The sequence below is a fragment of the Streptomyces sp. P5F9 genome (assembly GCF_057961495.1).
This window is the reverse complement of sequence record NZ_JBXVPZ010000012.1, coordinates 24026-44962: the sequence shown is the minus strand read 5'-3', so window position 1 is coordinate 44962 and position 20937 is coordinate 24026. Positions and strand designations below refer to the sequence as shown.

At 71.0% G+C, this 20937-nt stretch carries 17 protein-coding genes; 8 read left to right on the top strand and 9 right to left on the bottom strand.

Going from position 1 to position 20937, the window contains the following annotated elements; genetic code table 11:
- The first annotated feature begins 53 nt into the window (after positions 1 to 53).
- From fdh to AC31A1_RS04120, 4 genes are all read left to right on the top strand, one after another.
- A complete protein-coding gene (fdh, locus tag AC31A1_RS04135) occupies positions 54 to 3299 on the top strand; it encodes a formate dehydrogenase (protein WP_489651874.1) in 3246 nt (1081 codons plus the stop codon).
- Positions 3296 to 4225 carry a 4Fe-4S dicluster domain-containing protein gene (locus AC31A1_RS04130; RefSeq protein ID WP_489651873.1) on the top strand — a complete coding sequence of 310 codons (930 nt, stop codon included), beginning with the start codon at positions 3296 to 3298 and terminating at the stop codon, positions 4223 to 4225. Before fdh ends, AC31A1_RS04130 begins: the two co-directional genes overlap by 4 nt.
- A gap of 74 nt (positions 4226 to 4299) precedes the next feature.
- Positions 4300 to 5220 (top strand): NrfD/PsrC family molybdoenzyme membrane anchor subunit, encoded by a 921-nt coding sequence (gene nrfD, locus AC31A1_RS04125; RefSeq protein ID WP_489651872.1) that lies wholly within the window; start codon positions 4300 to 4302, stop codon positions 5218 to 5220.
- Positions 5221 to 5354: 134 nt separating this feature from the next.
- The gene (locus AC31A1_RS04120) at positions 5355 to 5657 is read left to right on the top strand and encodes an ANTAR domain-containing protein (RefSeq protein ID WP_489651871.1); all 303 of its coding nucleotides are present in this window, start codon (positions 5355 to 5357) and stop codon (positions 5655 to 5657) included.
- A 244-nt stretch (positions 5658 to 5901) separates the two neighbouring features.
- Here AC31A1_RS04120 and AC31A1_RS04115 read toward each other — a convergent pair whose 3' ends face one another.
- Entirely contained in the window at positions 5902 to 6693 is a 792-nt protein-coding gene (locus AC31A1_RS04115) for a SigB/SigF/SigG family RNA polymerase sigma factor (protein ID WP_489651870.1), read from the bottom strand.
- A gap of 453 nt (positions 6694 to 7146) precedes the next feature.
- The gene (locus tag AC31A1_RS04110; RefSeq protein WP_489651869.1) at positions 7147 to 7518 is read right to left on the bottom strand and encodes a helix-turn-helix transcriptional regulator; all 372 of its coding nucleotides are present in this window, start codon (positions 7516 to 7518) and stop codon (positions 7147 to 7149) included.
- Positions 7519 to 7652: 134 nt separating this feature from the next.
- Here AC31A1_RS04110 and AC31A1_RS04105 point away from each other — a divergent pair, with 134 nt between their 5' ends.
- The 4 genes from AC31A1_RS04105 to AC31A1_RS04090 all read left to right on the top strand — a co-directional run bounded on the left by AC31A1_RS04105 (position 7653) and on the right by AC31A1_RS04090 (position 10488).
- On the top strand, positions 7653 to 8417 hold the full coding sequence (locus AC31A1_RS04105; protein WP_489651868.1) for an anti-sigma factor antagonist: 765 nt from the start codon (positions 7653 to 7655) through the stop codon (positions 8415 to 8417).
- 83 nt (positions 8418 to 8500) lie between these two features.
- Positions 8501 to 9457 carry an LLM class F420-dependent oxidoreductase gene (locus tag AC31A1_RS04100; protein ID WP_489651867.1) on the top strand — a complete coding sequence of 319 codons (957 nt, stop codon included), beginning with the start codon at positions 8501 to 8503 and terminating at the stop codon, positions 9455 to 9457.
- Positions 9458 to 9530: 73 nt separating this feature from the next.
- A complete protein-coding gene (locus AC31A1_RS04095; RefSeq protein ID WP_489651866.1) occupies positions 9531 to 9857 on the top strand; it encodes a plasmid stabilization protein in 327 nt (108 codons plus the stop codon).
- Positions 9858 to 9951: 94 nt separating this feature from the next.
- The gene (locus AC31A1_RS04090) at positions 9952 to 10488 is read left to right on the top strand and encodes a cysteine hydrolase family protein (RefSeq protein ID WP_489651865.1); all 537 of its coding nucleotides are present in this window, start codon (positions 9952 to 9954) and stop codon (positions 10486 to 10488) included.
- A gap of 22 nt (positions 10489 to 10510) precedes the next feature.
- On the opposite strand, the gene AC31A1_RS04085 is transcribed toward AC31A1_RS04090, so the two are convergent.
- The 7 genes from AC31A1_RS04085 to AC31A1_RS04055 form a co-directional block, all read right to left on the bottom strand.
- Positions 10511 to 11524, bottom strand: coding sequence for an SDR family oxidoreductase (locus tag AC31A1_RS04085; RefSeq protein WP_489651864.1), 1014 nt, complete (start codon positions 11522 to 11524; stop codon positions 10511 to 10513).
- 64 nt (positions 11525 to 11588) lie between these two features.
- Positions 11589 to 13400, bottom strand: a complete 1812-nt coding sequence (locus AC31A1_RS04080) for a glycoside hydrolase family 15 protein (protein WP_489651863.1) — start codon at positions 13398 to 13400, stop codon at positions 11589 to 11591.
- A 23-nt stretch (positions 13401 to 13423) separates the two neighbouring features.
- Positions 13424 to 14566: an enolase C-terminal domain-like protein gene (locus AC31A1_RS04075; RefSeq protein WP_489651862.1), complete on the bottom strand. Its 1143-nt coding sequence runs from the start codon at positions 14564 to 14566 to the stop codon at positions 13424 to 13426.
- Positions 14566 to 16392 (bottom strand): thiamine pyrophosphate-requiring protein, encoded by a 1827-nt coding sequence (locus AC31A1_RS04070; RefSeq protein WP_489651861.1) that lies wholly within the window; start codon positions 16390 to 16392, stop codon positions 14566 to 14568. The genes AC31A1_RS04075 and AC31A1_RS04070 overlap by 1 nt, the downstream gene beginning before the upstream one ends.
- A gap of 1 nt (position 16393) precedes the next feature.
- A complete protein-coding gene (locus AC31A1_RS04065) occupies positions 16394 to 19501 on the bottom strand; it encodes an FAD-binding and (Fe-S)-binding domain-containing protein (RefSeq protein WP_489651860.1) in 3108 nt (1035 codons plus the stop codon).
- Positions 19498 to 20049 (bottom strand): type 1 glutamine amidotransferase domain-containing protein, encoded by a 552-nt coding sequence (locus AC31A1_RS04060; RefSeq protein ID WP_489651859.1) that lies wholly within the window; start codon positions 20047 to 20049, stop codon positions 19498 to 19500. Before AC31A1_RS04060 ends, AC31A1_RS04065 begins: the two co-directional genes overlap by 4 nt.
- 5 nt (positions 20050 to 20054) lie before the next feature.
- Positions 20055 to 20702, bottom strand: coding sequence for a diguanylate cyclase (locus AC31A1_RS04055; protein WP_489651858.1), 648 nt, complete (start codon positions 20700 to 20702; stop codon positions 20055 to 20057).
- Positions 20703 to 20937: the final 235 nt, after the last annotated feature.

Sequence of the window (20937 nt, the reverse complement as noted above, 5' to 3'; positions counted from 1 at the left end):
AGTGACGACCACCACGCGACGCCGTAGACCCCAGCTGCCGGGAGGAGACGACCATGGGGGTACGCACCTGGATCAGTGACTGGCCCGCCTTCCGCCAACTGACCGGATCAGACCCGCTGGGCCGGGGCCGGGCCGCCATGTCGGCGCGCACCGAGCAGCTCAGGCCGCGCACGGACACCGCCGACCGGGTGGTCGGTTCCGTGTGCCCCTACTGCGCGGTGGGCTGCGGCCAGCAGCTCTACGTCAAGGACGACAAGGTCGTCCAGATCGAGGGCGACCCGGACTCGCCCGTCAGCCGTGGCCGCCTCTGCCCCAAGGGCTCCGCCACGCTCCAGCTCACCACCGGCCCGGCCCGCCGCCACGAGGTGCTGTACCGGCGGCCGTACGCCACCGACTGGGAGTCCCTCGACCTGGAGACCGCCATGGACATGGTGGCCGACCGGGTGGTCGAGACCCGGCGCCGGACCTGGGAGTGGGAGTCGGACGGGCTGCGCACCGCGCGCACCCTCGGCATCGCCAGCCTCGGCGGCGCGACGCTCGACAACGAGGAGAACTACCTCATCAAGAAGCTGCTGACCGGCCTCGGCGTGGTCCAGGTGGAGAACCAGGCCCGGGTCTGCCACAGCTCCACGGTCGCCGGGCTCGGCACCTCCTTCGGGCGGGGCGGTGCCACGACCTTCATGCAGGACCTCCAGCACGCCGACTGCATCGTCATCCAGGGCTCGAACTTCGCCGAGGCGCATCCCGTCGGCTTCCAGTGGGTGATGGAGGCGAAGGCGCGCGGCGCCCGGATCATCCACGTCGACCCGCGCTTCACCCGCACCAGCGCGCTGGCCGACCTGCACGTCCCGATCCGGGCCGGCAGCGACATCGCGTTCCTCGGCGGGATCATCAACCACGTCCTGACCGAGGAGAAGGACTTCCGCGAGTACGTCCTCGCCTACACCAACGCCGCCACCCTAGTGAGCGAGGACTTCCGCGACACCGAGGACCTCGACGGCGTCTTCTCCGGCCTGGACGAGGACAAGCACCACTACGACCCCTCCAGCTGGCAGTACGAGGGCGTCGATGTGCAGCAGCCCACCGGCGAGGTCGACGAGCAGTACGAGGAGCGCGTCCACAGCTCCGCCGGGCCCGAGGCACATGGCTCGGGCGGAGCGCGCACCGGACACCGGGCCCCCCGCGACGAGACGTTGCGGCACCCGCGCTGCGTCTACCAGATCCTCAAGCGCCACTACGCCCGTTACACCCCGGAGTTGGTGGAGGACGTCTGCGGGATACCGCGCGCGACGTTCCTCCAGGTGTGCGAGGCCCTGACCGCCAACTCGGGCCGCGAGCGGACGAGCGCGTTCGCGTACGCCGTCGGCTGGACCCAGCACTCGGTCGGCGCCCAGTACATCCGCGCCGCGAGCGTGCTCCAGCTGCTGCTCGGCAACATCGGCCGCCCCGGCGGCGGCATCCAGGCCCTGCGCGGCCACGCCTCCATCCAGGGCTCCAGCGACATCCCCACCCTCTTCAACCTGCTGCCCGGCTACCTCCCCATGCCGCACGCCCACGCACACGAGGACCTGGACGCCTTCATCGAGGCCAGCCGCACCGACAAGGGCTTCTGGGGCACCATGCGGGCCTACTTCGTGAGCCTCCTCAAGGCGTACTACGGCGACGCGGCCACCGCCGCCAACGACTTCTGCTTCGACCACCTGCCGCGCCTGACCGGCTCCCACTCCACGTACGACACGGTCATGGCCCAGCTGGACGGCGTGTGCAAGGGCTACTTCCTGATGGGCGAGAACCCCGCCGTCGGCTCCGCCAACACCCGGCTCCAGCGGCTCGGCATGGCCAACCTGGAGTGGCTCGTCGTCCGCGACTTCTCCCTCATCGAGTCGGCGACCTGGTGGCAGGACGGCCCGGAGATCGAGACCGGCGAGCTGCGCACCGAGGACATCGGCACCGAGGTGTTCTTCTTCCCGGCCGCCTCCCACACCGAGAAGAACGGCTCCTTCACCAACACCAACCGCTGGCTCCAGTGGCACCACGCGGCCGTCGAACCCGAGGGCGACGCCCGCAGCGACCTGTGGTTCATGTACCACCTGGGCCGCCGCATCAAGGAGCGGCTGGCCGCCTCGACCGACCCGATGGACCGGCCCGTACAGGACCTGACCTGGGACTACCCGGTGGACGGCCCGCTGCGCGAGCCGGTCGCCGCCGCCGTGCTCGCCGAGATCAACGGCCACGGCCCGGACGGGGCACCCCTCTCGGCGTACACCGAGCTCAAGGACGACGGCTCGACGCGGTGCGGCTGCTGGATCTACTGCGGGGTGTACGCGGACGGCGTCAACCAGGCCGCTCGCCGCAAGCCCGGCAGCGAACAGGACTGGGTGGCCGCCGAGTGGGCCTGGGCCTGGCCCGCCAACCGGCGCATCCTCTACAACCGGGCGTCGGCCGCCCCGGACGGCACACCGTGGAGCGAGCGCAAGGCCTACGTGTGGTGGGACGAGGCCGAGGGGAAGTGGACCGGCTACGACGTCCCGGACTTCGTGCCCGACCGCGCCCCCGGCTTCGTACCGGACGAGGACGCGACCGGGCCCGACGCGCTGCGCGGCGACGACCCGTTCATCATGCAGGCCGACGGCAAGGGCTGGCTGTACGCGCCCGCGGGACTGGAGGACGGCCCGCTCCCGACGCACTACGAACCGCAGGACTCGCCCTTCCCCAACGCCCTCCACCCCTCCACACCACGTTCTCCCGTACGCCAGTTGCTGCCCCGCGAGGGCAACCGCTACCACCCGAGCGGCGACGAGAAGGGCGCCGAGGTCTTCCCCTACGTCGTCACCACACACCGCCTCACCGAGCACTTCACGGCGGGCGGCATGAGCCGCTGGTCGCCCTATCTCTCCGAGCTCCAGCCGGAGTTCTTCTGCGAGGTCTCCCCTCAACTGGCCGCCGAACGCGGCCTGGAGCACATGGGCTGGGCCACGATCGTCACGGCCCGCAACGCGATCGAGGCCCGCGTCATGGTCACCGCGCGGATCACCCCGTTGACCGTGCACGGCCGGACGGTCCACCAGATCGGGCTGCCGTTCCACTGGGGTCCCAACGGCGTGGCCACCGGCGACGCGGCCAACGAACTCGTCGCCATCGCCCTCGATCCCAACGCCCACATCCAGGAGGACAAGGCGCTGACGGCCGACATCCGCCCGGGGCGCCGGCCGCGCGGCCCCGACCTGCCGAAGCTGGTCGCCGAGTACCGCGGGCGCGCGGGCATCACCGCCAACACGGGGACGGAGAGCCGGAAATGACGGAGCGTCACCTTCTGAGCGGTACGGAACCCGACCCCGCGCGCGACGCCGGGCACCCCGAACCCCCGCCCCGCGTCGGCTTCTTCACCGACACCTCCGTCTGCATCGGCTGCAAGGCCTGCGAGGTGGCGTGCAAGGAGTGGAACGCCATCCCGGAGGACGGCCTCTCCCTCACGGGCATGAGCTACGACAACACGCAGGGGCTCGGTGCCTCCACCTGGCGCCATGTCGCCTTCATCGAACAGCAGAAACCGCACGTCCCGGAGCCGGACGGGCGGACCCAACTCCACCTGGTGGAGGCCGAGTCCGAGACGCCCGCCGAGGCTGCCGAGCCCGGGGAACTGCGCTGGCTGATGTCGTCGGACGTGTGCAAGCACTGCACCCACGCGGCCTGCCTGGACGTCTGCCCCACCGGCTCCCTCTTCCGCACCGAGTTCGGCACGGTCGTCGTCCAGGAGGACATCTGCAACGGCTGCGGCTACTGCGTGCCCGCCTGCCCGTACGGCGTCATCGAGCAACGCCCCGACGACGGCCGGGCGTTCAAGTGCACGATGTGCTACGACCGGCTCGGCGCCGGGCAGGAACCCGCCTGCGCCAAGGCCTGCCCCACGGAGTCCATCCAGTTCGGCCCGCTGGACGAACTGCGCGAACGCGCCGCGTTGCGCGTGGACCAGTTGCACGAGGCGGGCGTGGAGGGCGCCCGGCTCTACGGCCACGAGCCCGACGACGGGGTCGGCGGCGACGGCGCGTTCTTCCTGCTCCTCGACGAACCCGAGGTCTACGGTCTGCCGCCGAACCCGGTCGTCACCACCCGCGACCTCCCCACCATGTGGAAACACGCCGGTGCCGCCGCCCTCTCGCTGGTCGGCGGCTTCGCCCTCTCCTTCGCACTGCCCGCCCTCCGGGGAAGGAAGGGACCACGATGACGGGAACCGAGCGGAACGAGCGGCGCCGTTCCCATGGGCGCGGTGGGCGTCGCGGTCGTCGCGGGGAGCAACTCATGGTCCCCCGCGCCGAGTTCGAGTCGTACTACGGCCGCCCGGTCATCAAGGCACCGTCCTGGGCCGCCCGGGACATCGCCGGGTACTTCTTCCTCGGCGGGCTGGCCGGTGCGGGGTCCGTGCTCGCGGCCGGGGCCCAGCTCACGGGACGTACGACCACCGCCACGGCGATGAAGGTGTCCTCGCTCGTCGCGGTCTCGCTGTCCGCCGCCGCGCTCGTGCACGACCTCGGGGTACCGAGCAGGTTCCCGAACATGCTGCGGGTCCTCAAGCCGACCTCGCCGATGAGCGTGGGCTCGTGGCTGCTCGCCGGCTACGGTCCGGCGGCCGGCGCGGCTGCCGTCAGCGCCGTCACCGGGCGGCTGCCCCGGGCGGGCGCGGCGGCGACCGCGGCGGCTGCCCTGCTGGGCCCGGCGGTGGCCTCGTACACGGCCGTCCTGGCGGCGGACACCGCCGTCCCGGCCTGGCACGGCGCACACCGCGAACTCCCCTACCTGTTCGCCGCGTCCGCGACGGCTGCCGCCTCCGGCATGGCCCTGGTCCTCGGCCCGTCACCCGAGTCGGGGCCCGCCCGCCGCGCCGCGGTGCTGGCCGCCGGGGCCGAGGAGGTGGCCACCCGGGCGGCCGAGCGGCGCCTGGGCATGGTCGCCGAGACCTACCACCAGGGCCGGGCCGGAACCCTGCTGCGGACCGCCCGCGTGCTCACCGCCTCGGGTGCCACGACCGCACTGCTCCTCGGCCGCCGCAGTCGCTCGGCGGCCGTCGTCGCAGGTCTCGCCCTTCTCGCGGGCTCGGCGTGCACGCGCTTCGGCATCTTCGCGGCCGGAGTCGCCTCGGCGGAGGACCCGACATACACCGTGGTGCCCCAACGGGCCGACGACCCGCCCGACAAGGGCTCTGGCACCGGCCCGCCCGAGTAGCAACCATGTACCTGAAGGACGACGACACAGGACCGGGATTCGTGACCTCGGAGAAAACGATGACTTCAGACACCCGTTCGGGACACGGTGGGCAACATGACGGCCCGACAGAGCCCTCCGTGCCCGCGGAGGCCATGGAAGAGATCGTGGAACTGCGGGAAGAGGTGGGCCAGTTGAAGGAGGCCGTCACCTCGCACGCCACGGTGGACCAGGCCATCGGCATGATGGTCGCCCTCGGCCGTGTCACGCCGGACGAGGGGTGGGCCGTGCTGCGCGAGGTCTCCCAGCTCACCAACATCAAGCTGCGCAACATCGCGGAACTGATCCTCATCTGGGGGCGCAACGGGGACCTCCCGTCCGACGTCCGGGTTCCGCTGGAAGAGGCCCTCGACAGGTACGGGCCCACCCAGATTCCCGGAACTCCGCCCCCACCGTGATCCGCGGTCGCTGTTTGCGGCGGGCCCAGCCCGGTAGTCGGAAGAGAGGCGGACACCTGTCCAACCGCTCCCGGGAGGGTTCGGCAGTGAGCCCGCCACCGGCCGCCCTCGGGAGAAGTCCCACAGGGCGGCCGGCCCTTCAGGGGCGCGGGGCTGTGACATCAGCGGCTCCGCCGCGGGGCGCGACCAGCCACGACGGCGCCGCAGCCGAACAACAACCCATCCCGGCACTCCAGCGGAGCGCCTACGCGACGTCGGCCAGCACGCGTTCGCGCACCTGGGCGCAGGAGGTGCTGATCAGCCGCGAGACGTGCATCTGGGAGACACCCAGCTGCTCCGCTATGCGGCTCTGCGTCATGCCCCGGAAGAAGCGGAGGTAGAGGATGGTCCGCTCACGCTCGGGCAGCGTCCGCAGGGCGGGCTTGACCCCCTCGCGGTCGACGACCAGGTCGAACCCGGTGTCCCGCTCCCCGAGCACGCCCGCGAGCGTCATGCCGGGGTCCTCCCCCGGCGTCTCGGCGTCCAGGGAGAGCGCGGCGAAGCTGTCCAGCGCTTCCAGACCTGCGCGTACGTCCTCCTCGCTCAGCTGCGTGTACTCGGCGATCTCCGCGATGCCCGGGCGCCGGTCGGGGCCCGTCGCGGACAGGTCCCGCAGGGCGACGCGCACCCTGTTGCGGAGTTCCTGGACCCGGCGCGGGACGTGCAGGGCCCACATGTGGTCGCGGAAGTGGCGCTTGATCTCGCCGGTGACGGTCGGCACGGCGTAACTCTCAAAGGCGTGGCCGCGCTCGGGGTCGTAGCCGTCGACGGCCTTGACGAGGCCGAGTGCGGCGACCTGGCACAGGTCCTCGAAGTCCTCGCCCTTTCCCCGGTAGCGGCCGGCGATGCGTTCCGCCATGGGCAGCCACGCCCGGACGATCTCGTCGCGCACCACGTCCCGTTCGGGTCCGTCGGGCAGGTGCGAGAGGCGGGCGAAGGCGGCCCCGGTGTGCGGAGCGTCGTCGTGCGGATGGCGCTTCCTGGTGACGGTGTCCATGGTGCTCACAACTCCCTCACGGGGGTTCGACTGGACGGTCCCCATGGGAGCGAGCACGTGCTGGACAGGTGGAACACACCCGCAATCCGGCGTAGGCCGGCTCCCACGGACGTGCCTCCTGTCCGAAGCACTCCTATGCCGCCTTCCCGCACAGAGGCCCCCGAAACAGGTTCACGCACACGATCACACGGAGCCAGAAAAGGCCGACAAATCGTGACGAAAGGCGTGATGGCGACGGTCGGGAAGCTGAGGTTCGGCCGCGCGGCACGCCGGAGCGGACGGGACGCCGGAGCGGGCGGGACGCCGGAGCGGGCGGGCCCGTGGGGCTGCGGATCGCTTCTCGCCGTATCGGGCGGGGCAGGCTCCGCAGCCCCACTCCCCTTGACCACCCAGCACCGGCCGGGTCCCCCTTGCCACACGCTTCAAACGCGGCGCGCGATCAAGTCCCCGCAGTCACCTGGCGGATTCGGAATCACGCTCACGCGGCCGTACGGTCCGCGACCGCTGCGGCTGCCCGTCACGCTGGTCGTCGTGCCGCGCGAGGGCGGACAGCAGCGCTTCGACCGTCATCCCCGCCTCGGCCGGATGCCGCAGGATGGTCCCCGGCTGGATCCGATACGCGTTGGTCCGGCCCTCCCGCGTATGGGTCAGGTAGCCGTCCTCCTCCAGATCCGAAATGATCTTCTGGACGGCCCTCTCGGTGAGCCTGCAGCGCGCGGCGATGTCACGGATGCGGATGCGGTGATCCTCGGCGATCGTGGCCAGCACCCGGGCATGGCTGGTGAGAAACGTCCATCCTGTGTGCGTCTCGGATACTTCACCCATGAACCCCAGCCTAGGGCGTAGCATTCGCGTATTCAAAGGCGCGAAATAGATTTCCTGCATCTCTTGACGTGTTTCACGCGTCGGACAAAACTTGTAGCGGCAGAGGACAGGCGAACGCTTCGGGAGCGACTGCCATGTCAGAACACGACTTCTCCGCTCCACCCATGAGCAGCGGCCGGACTGCCTGCGCAACGACGCGTGCCCTGGCCGCGGTTGCCCCGTCGGCCTTCCTGGAGATCGTGACGCACCCGGCCGGAACCCGGCCGGTCGTGACGGTCTCCGGAGAGATCGACATCGACACGGAACAGACCCTGCATCAGGCCCTCCGCCGGGCACTGGCCCGGTCGCCCGCAGGCGTGGACCTCGACCTGACCGGAGTCGGTTTCTGCGACTGTTCCGGCCTCAACGTCCTGCTGCGCGCCCGCCGCACCGCCCTGGCGGACGGCAAGACACTCGGCGTGCGGGCTCTCAGTCCGTGGGTCGAGAGACTGCTCGCCCTCACCGACACGTCGTCGCTGTTCACCCACGCGCGTGCGCCCGTCAACGGGGTGGTCAACGGCTGGCACGGACATCGCGAACGTTCCGCCGCGACGCACGACCTGATGGAGGAGAACGGCGTGTCCGACGAGGCCGAGGAGCTGCGCACCGAAGTCGTGCAGCTCAAGCGCGCGATGCTCACCCGGCCGGTCATCGACCTGGCCCGCGGCGTCCTGATGGCCTCCTTCGGCATCGGCCCCGAGGACGCCTGGAACGTCCTGGTCGACGTCTCCCAGCACACCAACACCAAACTCCACCAGCTCGCCGAGGAACTCGTCGACTCGGTCAACGGGCCGCCGCTGCCCGACCGCCTGCACCAGCGGATCACCACGGCGATCGCCGAGATGTCACGCCCGGCGTAGGACGCGGCGCAGGACGGACGTTTCCCGCCACGTTCCACGGCCACCCGGAGGACGGACGATCCACCAGCCGTGAGGAGAGCGCCATGACGGAGTTCGGTTACTTCCTGTCCTGTGAGGAACACGGTCCCGCCGCGTTGGTGGAACAGGCCAGGATGGCGGAACAGGCCGGGTTCACGTCGTTGTGGATCTCGGACCACTACCACCCCTGGAACGACGCCCAGGGGCAGAGCCCGTTCGTCTGGTCGGTGATCGGCGCCCTCTCGCAGGCCGTCTCCCTGCCCGTGCAGACCGCCGTGACCTGCCCCCTCATCCGTATGCACCCGGCCGTCGTCGCCCAGGCCGCGGCCACCAGCGCCGTACAGCTGGACGGCCGCTTCCGGCTGGGCATCGGCAGCGGCGAGGCGCTCAACGAGCACATCCTCGGTGACGCCTGGCCCGAGGCCGACGTACGCCTGGAGATGCTGGAGGAAGCCGTCCACGTGATGCGGGAGCTGTTCACCGGGGAACAGATCAGCCACCGCGGCAAGCACTACACGGTGGAGAACGCCCGCCTGTACACGGTCCCCGGCCAACCGGTGCCCATCGACGTCTCCGCCTTCGGCCCGCACGCCGCCGAGGTCGCCGGCCGCATCGGGGACGGATTCATCACCATGGCACCGGAGGCCCCCGCCATCGAACGGTTCCGGCGCAGCGGCGGCGGCACCAAGCCCGTCTCCGCGGGACTCAAGGTCTGCTGGGCGACCGACAAGGACGAAGCCGTCCGTACGGCACACCACCTCTGGGCCAACGAACAGCTCCCCGGCGAACTCGCCCAACTCCTGCCCACCCCACGCCACTTCGAGCAGGCCTCGCAGCTCGTCGGCCCCGAGCGCATCGAAGCGAGTCTCGCCTGCGGCGACGACCCGGACGCCCACGTGGAGGCGGTCAAGGAGTACGTCGACGCCGGCTTCGACACCGTCTACGTCAACCAGATCGGACCGGACCAGCAGGGCTTCTTCGACTTCTACCGCACCAAGGTGCTGCCCCGGCTCGGCGACTGACGAGCCTCTGCGAGCACGTTACGGGGCCTCGTGAAAGGGAACCCGTGGATCGATTCAGGAGAGGAGCGACGCGATGCCGGCAGGATCGAGCAAGAAGAGGGAACGACAGTACGAGCACGTGAAGGAGAGCGCCGAGCAGCGGGGCGAGTCCACCCGCCGGGCGAAGGAGATCGCGGCCCGTACGGTGAACAAGGAGCGCGCCCGCTCCGGAGAGTCGAAGACCGCGAGCAAGACCTCCACGCGTGACCCGAAGTCCGCCTCCCAGCGCGGCGGGCAGCGCTCGCACAGCGGCGCTGAAGGGCCCACGAAGGACCAGCTCTACGCCGAGGCGAAGAAGCGCAACATCCACGGCCGCTCCTCCATGGACAAGGGGCAGTTGCGGAAGGCCCTCGGCCGCTGATCACGACGCCCGGCCAGCGGCGACGTCTCCCGGCGGCGTCCCCGCCCCTCTCCACAGGGCGCGCGGACGCCGTCGCCGACGCAGGGTGGAAGGCATGGCACAGAGCGCACTCATCGTCATCGACATGATCAACACGTACGACCACGACGACGCCGCCCTGCTGATCCCCTCGGTGGAAGAGTCCCTGCCCGCCGTGACCAGGCTGCTGCACCGCGCGCGCGAACTCGACGCCCCCGTCATCTACGTCAACGACAACTTCGGGCAGTGGCGGTCCCACCACGGCGAACTCCTGGAGACGGCCCTGAAGGGACCGCACGCCGACCTCGTCCGGCCCGTCGCACCCGACGACGCCTCGCTCTTCGTCGTCAAGGCACGGCACTCCGCCTTCTACGAGACGCCGCTCGGCTATCTGCTGACCCAGCAGGGTGTCGACCACATCGTGCTGTGCGGGCAGGTCGCCGAGCAGTGTGTGCTGTACTCGGCGCTCGACGCCCACATCCGGCATCTGAGGGTGACGGTGGCCCGCGACGCCGTGGCCCATATCCACCCGGATCTGGCCGAGGCCGCCCTGCGGATGATGGAACGCAACATGGGGGCGCGTATCTCCACCGCGGAGGACGTCCGGTTCTGATCCGCGCCGCCTCGTAGGCGCCCTACCGGAGCCCCCTGCGCCGTAGCACCGCTCCCACCCCCATCGTCACCGCTCCCGTCACGCCGGCCAGCACGAGCCCGGGGTGTCGTGCGAGGGCCGCCTGGGCCGAGCGGGGGTGGGACCTCTCGTCGAAGGTGCCGTGTGCTCCGTAGTCGTGTTCCGGGGCTTCGTCCGCCGGGTGCCAGAGGTTGGGCTCGCGGGTGCCGGGTGCGCCGGCGTCGGTCTGTTGTGACGCGTAGCCGGTGCGGGCGAGGTAGCGGTCCAGCAGGGCGGGTGCCAGTTTGTTGGTGAGGACAGTCGCGGCGGTGGACGCGCCCACGTAGTACTGCTTGCGGCGCGGATGGTCCGCCGCGTTGACCACGGCCCGGGCGGCCACCTCCGGCTGGTAGATGGGCGGTACGGGCTGGGGGTGCTTCGGCAGCCGGGACAACACCCAGGAGAACTGCGGGGTGTTGACGGCCGGCATCTGCACCACGGTGATGTGCACGTGACTGTGCCGGTGCATGAGTTCCGTGCGCACGCTCGACGTGAAGCCGTTGACGGCGTGCTTGGCACCGCAGTAGGCGGACTGAAGCGGGATGGCCCGGTCACCGAGGGCCGAGCCGACCTGCACGATCACGCCGGCGTCCCGGGGGATCATGCGCCGGAGCGCGACCCGGGTGCCGTTCACGAAGCCCAGATAGCTGACCTCGGTGATCCGCTTGTACTCGTCGGGCTCGATCTCCGTGAACGGCGCGAACACCGACGTGAAGGCGTTGTTGACCCAGACGTCGATCGGCCCGAAGGCCTCCTCGGCGGCCACGGCCGCGGCCTCGACCTGTGCCGGGTCGGCCACGTCGGTCGGCACCGCGAGGGCGAGGCCGCCCCTGTCCTCCACGTCGGCCACGGCCGCGTCGAGTCCCGCCCTGCCCCGTGCGAGGAGCACGACGTTGGCGCCCCGCTCGGCGAAGAGCCGTGCGGTGGCCCGGCCGATGCCGGCGCTGGCGCCGGTGATGACGACGGTCTGCTGGTTCATGCTCGTCCTGTTCGTCTCGGAGGTCGTGAGGGGAAGACTGGACTTCACTGGCCTTCACTGGGCTTCAGACGGGTGGGGCATGGGCGAGGGTGGCCGCGGATTCGAGCAGGAGGGCGTGGACGAAGGCCTGCGGAAGATTGCCGCGGAGTTGCCGTTGGGCGATGTCGTACTCCTCGGAGTACAGGCCCGCCGCCCCGCACGCGTGCCGGTTGCGTTCGAACCAGCGGTAGGCCTCCACCTCGCGTCCCTGGTGGTGTTCGGCCAGTGCCGTCACGAAGCCGCAGAGCAGGAAGGCGCCTTCCGCCTCTTCCAGTGGGCGTTCGTCGTGCCGGAAGCGGTAGGCGTAGTGGTCGCGGGTGAGGTTCTCGGTGTAGGCGTGGAGGGTGGCACGGGTGCGCGGGTCGTCGGCCGGGAGCAGTCCGCGTACCGGGGGCAGCAGCAGGGCCGCGTCCAATCCCGGGTCGTCCGGGGCGCGTTGCCAGTGTCCGCCGGAGTGCGTCGCGTGTGCCGTGGTGTGCGTGAGGATGGTGTCGGCCAGCCCGTTCCACTCGCTCTCGCGGGCGGCGTCCGGTGCCACGTCGGCGATCCGCCGCAGCCCAGCGGCGCAGATCAGACGGCTGTGTGTCCAGGCACGGTCGTCCAACTCCCAGATGCCCGCGTCCGGTTCGCTCCAGCGGGCCGCGATGGCGGCCACGGCGATCCCGGCGGCCCGCAGGCCGTCCCGGTCGAGCCGGTCACGGCGCGCGGCGGCGGCGAACAGCAGCAACGCCTCGCCGAATACGTCGAGTTGGAACTGGCGGTTGACGTGGTTCCCGATCCGGTCGAAGCCGCCGGGATAGCCCGGCAGTTCGAGCGTGCGCTGGTCGGGAACAGGCCCGCCGTCGACCGTGTACGCCGGTCTCAGTTTGGGCCCGTCCTCGTGCAGACGGGCGCCGACGAAGCGAACTGCCTCGTCCAGCAAGGGGTGTTGACCGGCCGCGGCCACCGCCTGGCCCGCGAAGCACTGGTCGCGGATCCACGCGTAGCGATAGTCGTAGTTGCGCCCTTCCTCGGAACGCTCCGGGAGACTGGTCGTCGCCGCGGCGACCATGCCTCCGTCGCCGCTGGTCATGCCGCGCAGGACGGCATACGCCTGCCGTGCGTCGCGGGCGGCGACGGTGTCGTCCAGGGCGGGCACGGCGTCGGACCAGGCGTGTTCGGTCCTGGACCACAGGTCGGACGGCTCGGGGAGGTCGTCGCCCGGCAGCCGAGGCGCGCCGAGTTCGAGGACCAGGTCGTGCTGTTGTCCCTCGTCCAACGCCAGGTCGAGGGTGAACCGCGCGCCCGTGGAGCCGACTTCGGAGAGTGCGGCGTCGCCGCCGCCGGTCCAGCGCAGGTGCGGGTCGCCCACCCGTGCCGTCCACACACCACCGTCGTCGCGTCGCGCCTCACGCAGGGGCCGCGTGCCGTACCCGGCCAGCGGGTGCAGGACCACCCGGACCCGGGCCGGTCCCTCCGTCGCCCGCACGCGGCGCAGCAGGACCAGCCGCCCCGGCTCCCCCGGAAAGGCCAGCGCCTCGCGGCACTCCACGATCCCGTCCTCGGTGATCCAGCGGCTGCGCCAGATCAGGGAGCCCTCTTCGTAGTGTCCACCGGGCACGAAGCGGCCCCTCGGTGTGACGGCGTAGAGACCGGCTCCGCCGATCAGGGTGGAGAAGACCGCGTCGCTGTGCCAGCGGGGTGCGCACAGCCAGCAGATCTCCCCGCGCGGGCCGACCAGCGCCCCGCGCTCGCCGTCGGCGAGGAAGGCGTAGTCATGCAGCGCCTGCGGCGGATACGCGTCGTGCTCGACGGATTCCGGTGTGTTCGGCGTCCTCGGCGTCCTCGGCGTGCTCATCGTGGCTCCGTTCCTGTCCCGGCCTATCCGGTCCGGTACTTCTCCGCCCGCTCGACGCGGAGGGTCAGACCGTGGCCGGGTGCGCCGTCGGCACCCGGGTGGATGCTGCCGCCCCGGGGGTCGAGGGTGCCGTCGAAGAAGAGGTCCTCGATGCTGGTGTGGTCGTGGAACCACTCCAGATGGCGCAGGTTGGGGATCGCGGCAGCCGCGTGGGCGTGGACGTGCGGGGCGCAGTGGCCGGAGAGTTCCAGTCCGGCGGCTTCCGCGAGGGCCGCCGCGCGCAGCCAGACGGTGATTCCGCCGCAGCGGGTGGCGTCGGCCTGGAGGCAGTCCACGGCTCCGGCGCCGAGCAGGTGGCCGAAGTAGGCGAGGGTGTAGCCGTACTCCCCGGCGGTCACCTCTGCCCCGACGGCGGTCCGGATCTGTGCCAGCCCGGCCAAGTCGTCGGAGGAGACGGGCTCTTCGAACCACGTCACGCCCTGCTCGTCGAGGTGCCGGGCCATCCTGACCGCCTGTTTGCGGGTGTAGCCGCCGTTGGCGTCGACGTAGAGTTCCGGCGCGTCGCCGATGCTCCGGCGGGCCCGCGCGATCCGTTCCCGGTCCCGCCGCTCGGCCCGGCCCCAGGACTCCCCGATCTTGATCTTTACCCGGGGGATGTCCAACTCCTCGGTCCAGCCGCGCAGTTGACGGTCCAACTGGTGCTCGTCGTACGTCGTGAAGCCGCCGCTGCCGTAGACGGGCACGTCGGTGCGGCTCGCGCCGAGCAGTCGGGTCAGGGGCAGGTCGAGGAGGCGCGCCTTCAGGTCCCACAGGGCGATGTCGACGGCCGAGACGGCGCCGGCGATCAGACCGGGGCGGCCGGCGTTGCGGACGGTCCGGTTCATCGCCTCGTTGGCGGCGGGCACGTCCCAGACACTCAACCCCGTTACGACGTCGGCGAGTTGCTCCTCGACGGCATGGGCGGTCGCCGCCGCGCCGTATGTGTACCCGAGCCCCGTGGCGCCGCCCCCGCCGACCTGGACCACGATCATGGTGGTCGAGTCCCAGGCCAGCGTGCCGTCGCCCTCGGGCGCGTCGGTGGGGACGGTGTAGACGGCGGTCTCGACGCGGTCCACGAGGGGATCGTCACCACCGCCGGCGGTGTGCGAGGCCGTGTGCGGGGTCATCACTCCTCCGGCTTGTCCTGGCGCTGTTTGCCGCCGGGGAGCATCTCCTGCACCTTCGCCTTCAGGCCCTGGCGGATCATGCCGGTCCGGTCGCTGTCGCCCTTGATGACGGCGGAGGCCGCGGCCTCGATCTGGTCGAGACTGGCGTGCGGCGGGATCGGCGGTACGGCGGGATCGGTCCGGAAGTCGATGACGAACGGCCGGTCGGCGCCGAGCGCCCGCTGCCAGGCCTCCTCCACCTCCCCCGGCTTCTCCACCCGCACCCCGCCGAGGCCGATCGAGCGGGCGAAGTCGGCGTACGGCACGTCCGGGATCGCCTGGGAGGGCAGGAACTGCGGGGCGCCGGACATGGCGCGCATCTCCCACGTCACCTGGTTGAGGTCCTGGTTGTTGAGGACGGCGATGATCAGCCGCGGGTCCTCCCACTCGGGCCAGTACTTGGCGGCGGTGATGAGTTCGGCCATGCCGTTCATCTGCATCGCCCCGTCCCCGACGATCGCCAGCGCCGGGCGGCCGGGGTGGGCGAACTTGGCACCGATGACGTACGGCACCCCGGGCCCCATGGTGGCGAGCGTGCCGGAGAGCGAGCCGCGCATGTTTCCGCGCATCCGCAGGTGCCGTGCGTACCAGTTGGCGGCGGAGCCGGAGTCGGCGGCCAGGATCACGTCGTCGGGCAGCAGGGCGTCCAGGCTGTGCACGACGTACTCGGGGTTGATCGGGTCCGCGTCGACGGCCGCGCGCCGTTCCATGACCTCCCACCAGCGGGCCGTGTTCTTCTCGATCTCCTGGCGCCACTTGCCGTGCTTCTTCCGGTTCAGCCGCGGCAGCAGGGCCTTGAGCGTCTCCTTCGCGTCACCGACGAGGTTGACCTCGAAGGGATAGCGCAGCCCGATCATGAACGGGTCGATGTCGATCTGGACGGCGCGGGCCTTGCCGAACTCCGGCAGGAACTGGGTGTACGGGAAGCTGGAGCCGATGACGAGCAGCGTGTCGCACTCCCGCATCAGTTCGTAGGACGGCCGGGTACCGAGCAGGCCGATCGAGCCGGTCACGTACGGCAGATCGTCCGGCAGGGCGTCCTTGCCCAGCAGCGCCTTGGCCACCCCGGCGCCGAGCACGTCGGCGATCTCCTCCACCTCCGCCCGGGCACCGCGCGCGCCCTGACCGACCAGGATCGCGACCTTCTCGCCCGCGTCGAGGATCTCGGCGGCGCGCGCGAGGTCCGGAGCCGCCGGGACCGGCGCGGAGTGCGTCAGGCCGAGGCTGGACGGCACCATCTTGAAGGCGTGGGTCGGTGCCGAGTAGTCGAGTTCCTGTACGTCGGCGGGGATGATGACGGCGGTCACGGTGCGCTTGGCGTAGGCGGTGCGCATCGCGCGGTCGATGACGTTGGGCAGTTGCTCGGGGACGGTCACCATCTCGCAGTACTCGGAGGCCACGTCCTTGTAGAGGCTCAGCAGGTCGACCTCCTGCTGGTAACTGCCGCCCATGGCACTGCGGTTGGTCTGCCCGACGATCGCCACGACGGGGACGTGGTCGAGCTTCGCGTCGTAGAGCCCGTTGAGGAGATGGATCGCGCCGGGGCCCGAAGTCGCCGCGCAGACACCGACCTTGCCCGAGAACTTGGCGTAGCCGACGGCTTCGAACGCGGACATCTCCTCGTGCCGCGACTGCACGAACTTCGGCTTGTTGTCGGATCGGCCCCAGGCGGCGAGCAGGCCGTTGATGCCGTCGCCGGCGTAGGCGAAGACGTGGTCGACGTCCCATTCGCGGAGCCGCTGGAGTACGTAGTCGGACACCTTGGTGGACACGGGAGTTCCTCTCATCTCATCGCGCTGGTTGCCTGGTACGGAGCCGCCGGGTCCCGGCGGCCGCCGCTGCCCCGAGCGCGGCGGCGACCGCACCCCCGGCCAGCAGCCGCCCGTCCCGGGCGGAACCCTCGGGCCGGTCGGCGAGTTTCTCGGGGTGGTCGGCGGGCAGGTGGTTGCCCTCCATGGCGAGCGCCATCGCCTCGGCCAGGTGCAGGGCGCGCCTGCCGGTGTCGCCCTGTTCGATCTGCGTACGGCAGCTGAAACCGTCGGCGAGGACCAGCGCGCCGGGGGCGGTCTCGCGTACGGCGGGCAGCACTCCTTGCTCGGCCACCGTCATGGACAGGTCGTAATGGCCTTGTTCGAAGCCGAAGTTGCCGGCCAGGCCGCAGCAACCGGCGTCCAGGACACGGGCGTCGATGCCGGCGCGCCGCATCAGTTCGCGGTCGGCGTCGTCCTTCGTGACCGCGTGCTGGTGGCAGTGGGTCTGTACGGTCGCCGGCCTGGTGAGCCGCGGGGGCTGCCAGTCGTCCGGGGCGTGGTTGAGCAGCTGCTCGGCGAAGGTGCGGAACTGTCCGGCGAGCCGTCGCACGTCCTGGTCCTCGGGCAGCAGCTCGGGGGCGTCGGCGCGGAAGACGGCCGTACAGGACGGTTCGAGGCCGATGACGGGGGTGCCGGCCTCCAGCCAGGGCCGCAGGACGTCGAGCGTGCGGCGCAACACCCGCTCGGCGGTGGCGAGTTGGCCGGTGGTGATCCAGGTGAGGCCGCAGCACACGGACCGGGTGGGGACGGCGACCTTGAATCCGGCGTCCTCCAGGACCCGGACCGCGGACTTCGCGACGTTCGGGTGGAAGTAGGTGCTGAACGTGTCCGGCCACAGCAGGACGGCGCGCGGGTCGGCCGGGTCGGGGTCGGGAGTCCCGCGCGTCTGCCACCACTCGACGAAGGACTCCTCGGCGAAGACCGGCGCTTCGCGCTCGACCGCCACCCCTGCGAGGCGCTTGCCGAGGCGGGCGATGCCGGGCGCGCCGAGGGCGGCGTTGACCAGGCGCGGTGCCATGCGCGAGAGCCGCGCCCACACCGGCAGCCAGCCCATGGAGTAGTGCGCCGCCGGGCGCAGCCGCCCCTCGTAGTGGTGGGAGAGGAACTCGGCTTTGTAGGTGGCCATGTCGACCCCGACCGGGCAGTCGGACTTGCAGCCCTTGCAGGCCAGGCACAGGTCCAGGGCGTCGCGGACCTCGGTGGAACGCCAGCCGTCCGTGACGGCCGAGTCCGCGTGTCCGTCGAGCATCTCGAACAGCAGCCGGGCCCGTCCCCGGGTGGAGTGCTCCTCCTCGCCGGTCGCCCGGTAGGAGGGGCACATCACGCCGCCTTCGTGCGTACGGCAGTTGCCGATGCCGACGCAGCGCAGGACCGCGCGGTCGAAGGAGTGGTCGTCGTCCGGGTAGCTGAAGTGCGTGTCATGGCTGTCGGGGTGCCACAGGGGTCCCAGGCGCAGGTTCTCGTCGACGCGGTACGGGTCGACTCGGTGGGGGCCGACTCGGTGGGGCCCGACGACCTTGCCGGGGTTCATCCGGTTGTCCGGGTCGAACAGCGCCTTCACCTGCCCGAACGCGGCCACCACGTCCTCCCCGAACATCCGGGGCAGCAGCTCGCCCCGCGCCTGTCCGTCGCCGTGCTCACCGGAGAGCGAACCGCCGTAGGAGGCAACGAGATCCGCGGCCCGGAAGAGGAACTCCCGGAAGCTCGTGACCCCTTCGGCGGTGGTGAGTTCGAAGGGGATACGGGTGTGTACGCAGCCCTGCCCGAAGTGCCCGTACAGGGAAGGGTGGTTGTAGCCGAAGTCGGCGAACAGCTTCTTCAGGTCGCGCAGATAGTCGCCGAGCACCTCGGGCGCCACGGCCGAGTCCTCCCAGCCCTCCCAGGTCTCCCGGCCGTCCGGCGGACGTGCGGTGACCCCGAGTCCTGCCTCGCGGGCCTTGAGCATCTTGCGTTCGCGCGCCGGGTCGTCGGAGAACGCCACCGTCGGATCGTCCTCGCCGCGCCCGAGGGCGCGGATCAACTGCCGCCCCTGCTCGTCGACTTCGTCCTGGCTGTCCCCGGTGAACTGGACCAGGAGCCAGCTCTCGCCGTCCGGAAGCTCGTCCAACGAGTCGAGATAGGCGCCCTCTTCGCGCATCAGCTGGGCCATCCGCCCGTCCAGGGCCTCCAGTTGGGTCGGCGTGCTGTGCTTCAGCAGCCGGGGCACGTCGTCGGCGGCCGTGCAGATGTCGTCGTAGCCGAGGACGAGGAGGGCTTCGTACGGCGGAACCGGCACGAGGTCGAGTTCGGCGCGCAGGACGGTGACGAGGGTGCCCTCGCTGCCGACGAGCGCGCGGGCCACGTCGAAGCCGTTCTCGGGCAGCAGCGAGTCCAGGTTGTATCCGGAGACCCGGCGCGGGATACGAGGGAAGCCGCGCCGCACGTCCGCCATGGTGCGGTCGATGATCTGCCGCAGCCCCTGGTGGATCTCGGCGACCCGGCCGCCCGCGGCGATGATCTCGGCGTACTCGGCGTCGGAGGTGGGGCCGACCCAGCAGCGGGTGCCGTCGTAGGTCAGGATCTCCAGACGCCGGACGTTGTCCACGGTCTTGCCGTACGCCTGAGCCGATCCGCCGCACGAGTTGTTGCCGATCATGCCGCCGAGCGAGCAGTGGCTGTGCGTCGACGGCTTGGGGCCGAACTGGAGGCGGTGGTCGGCGAGTTGGCGGTTGAGTTCGTCCAGCACGATGCCGGGTTCGACCACGCAGGTACGCCGCTCGGCATCGACGGACAGCAGCCGGTGACAGTACTTCGTCCAGTCGATGACGACAGCGGTGTTGGTGCACTGGCCGCCCAGGCTCGTCCCGCCGCCCCGGGACAGCACCGGCGCCCCGAACCCGGCGCACACCGCGACCGCTTCGGCGCCGGCGTCGATCGTGCGCGGGACGACGACGCCGATCGGGACCTGCCGGTAGTTCGAGCCGTCCGTGGCGTAGGCGCCCCGGCTGCCCGCGTCGAACCGCACCTCGCCGTCCACACGCGCGCGGAGCGCCTGCTCCAGGGCACGCGTGTCCAGCTCCGGCTCCGATCCACGTGCCTCGGTCACCGGAAGGCCTTCCTGGCCTTGGCGAACTCGGTGAGGAGTGTTCCGCAGAACGCCTTCAGGTCGTCGGGCCTGCGGCTGGTGACCAGCGTGTTGAGGCCGCGGTCGCAGACGTGTACCTGTTCGTCGACCCAGGTCCCGCCCGCGTTGCGGATGTCCGTGCGCAGGCTCGGCCACGAGGTCAGCGTGCGGCCGGAGACCACGCCCGCCTCCACCAGCGTCCACGGAGCGTGACAGATCGCCGCGACCGGACGGCCCCGGTCGAAGAAGTCCCGTACGAACGACACGGCGTCCTCGTCGGTGCGCAGCAGGTCGGGGTTGGCGACGCCACCGGGGAGGACCAGGCCGTCGAACGTCCCGGCCGACGCCTCACCGGCCACCAGCTGGACAGGGAACACGTCCCCCTTGTCCAGATGGTTGAACGCCTGGATCTGTCCTGGTTCCGTCGACACGAGGGCGGTCTCGTGGCCCTGGTCGGTGACCGCCTGCCACGGCTCGGTCAGTTCGATCTGCTCGACGCCTTCGGGCGCCATCAGGAATGCGATGCGCATGGTGGTCAACCTCCATGTGTGGCGTGCCATGTGGTCTCGTCCTGGGCCGGCTTCCTCCGTGTCCGGGCCGCCCTGCGGCAGCGCAGCAGCTCCTCTCCGTACGGCAGCAGCACGCACGCGCCGATCCCTGCGGCGATGCCCGCGAGATAGCCGCGCGACAACGGTCGCCGGCGCGGCACGAACCGCCAGGCGTCCGGGTCCGAACGCCCGCCGTTCAGAAGGGACTTGACCTGATCGCTGTGCAGGCACATCAGGGAGGTGAGCGCGGCGAAGGGCAGGGATTCGAGGAAGCTGTGGATGTGCTGCTCGATCGGCTTGACCTCGCGCTCGCTGCGCACCGCGGTGCGTACGTCCCACAGCGCGGTCGCCTCGTGGACCGCGGCGCCGCCCAACTGCACCGCGAGGAGCAGGGGGTTGACCTCGTAGCGCAGGGTCAGCGCGACGGGGATGCCGACCTCGGTCATCATCAGCGCGTGGATCAGGGACTCCTTCGTCCCGGCGGTGTCCTCGATCCGGGTCCGCCGGTGCATCACCCAGTCGGCCAGACCCGGCACGAACCAGCCGGGAAGAAGCCCGTACAGGAGATAGCGGGTGGTCGCGTCGCCGACGTCGTCTCCCGGACGCGGTGCGGCGAGGGTGCGGAGCGAGGTCACACGGTTCTCCTCGGCGTCGGAACGTTCGGGTCGGGGGCCGGACGGGCAGCGGTGTCCGGCCCTTCGGATCTTCAGGGCTCCCGCGTACCCGTGGACCGGCCGCCCACACGGAGGTTTGTCCCCGCGCAACGAGGACACCCGCGATATCGCCCCGCGCACCTTCCCGGAGAAGGCATGTCATGGCGCGCCGACACCCGACGGCGGAGACGCGATGCTTGGATGACGTAAAGCAAAC

Excerpts from the sequence above, each read along its gene's own strand:
- AC31A1_RS04115 (WP_489651870.1), bottom strand. The coding sequence starts at position 6,693 with ATGGACACCGTCACCAGGAAGCGCCATCCGCACGACGACGCTCCGCAC.
- AC31A1_RS04070 (WP_489651861.1), bottom strand. The coding sequence starts at position 16,392 with ATGAGAGGAACTCCCGTGTCCACCAAGGTGTCCGACTACGTACTCCAG.
- AC31A1_RS04080 (WP_489651863.1), bottom strand. The coding sequence starts at position 13,400 with ATGAGCACGCCGAGGACGCCGAGGACGCCGAACACACCGGAATCCGTC.
- AC31A1_RS04085 (WP_489651864.1), bottom strand. The coding sequence starts at position 11,524 with ATGAACCAGCAGACCGTCGTCATCACCGGCGCCAGCGCCGGCATCGGC.
- AC31A1_RS04120 (WP_489651871.1), top strand. The coding sequence starts at position 5,355 with ATGGAAGAGATCGTGGAACTGCGGGAAGAGGTGGGCCAGTTGAAGGAG.
- AC31A1_RS04095 (WP_489651866.1), top strand. The coding sequence starts at position 9,531 with ATGCCGGCAGGATCGAGCAAGAAGAGGGAACGACAGTACGAGCACGTG.
- nrfD (WP_489651872.1), top strand. The coding sequence starts at position 4,300 with ATGGTCCCCCGCGCCGAGTTCGAGTCGTACTACGGCCGCCCGGTCATC.
- AC31A1_RS04130 (WP_489651873.1), top strand. The coding sequence starts at position 3,296 with ATGACGGAGCGTCACCTTCTGAGCGGTACGGAACCCGACCCCGCGCGC.
- AC31A1_RS04060 (WP_489651859.1), bottom strand. The coding sequence starts at position 20,049 with ATGCGCATCGCATTCCTGATGGCGCCCGAAGGCGTCGAGCAGATCGAA.
- AC31A1_RS04110 (WP_489651869.1), bottom strand. The coding sequence starts at position 7,518 with ATGGGTGAAGTATCCGAGACGCACACAGGATGGACGTTTCTCACCAGC.
- AC31A1_RS04100 (WP_489651867.1), top strand. The coding sequence starts at position 8,501 with ATGACGGAGTTCGGTTACTTCCTGTCCTGTGAGGAACACGGTCCCGCC.
- fdh (WP_489651874.1), top strand. The coding sequence starts at position 54 with ATGGGGGTACGCACCTGGATCAGTGACTGGCCCGCCTTCCGCCAACTG.
- AC31A1_RS04090 (WP_489651865.1), top strand. The coding sequence starts at position 9,952 with ATGGCACAGAGCGCACTCATCGTCATCGACATGATCAACACGTACGAC.
- AC31A1_RS04075 (WP_489651862.1), bottom strand. The coding sequence starts at position 14,566 with ATGACCCCGCACACGGCCTCGCACACCGCCGGCGGTGGTGACGATCCC.
- AC31A1_RS04105 (WP_489651868.1), top strand. The coding sequence starts at position 7,653 with ATGTCAGAACACGACTTCTCCGCTCCACCCATGAGCAGCGGCCGGACT.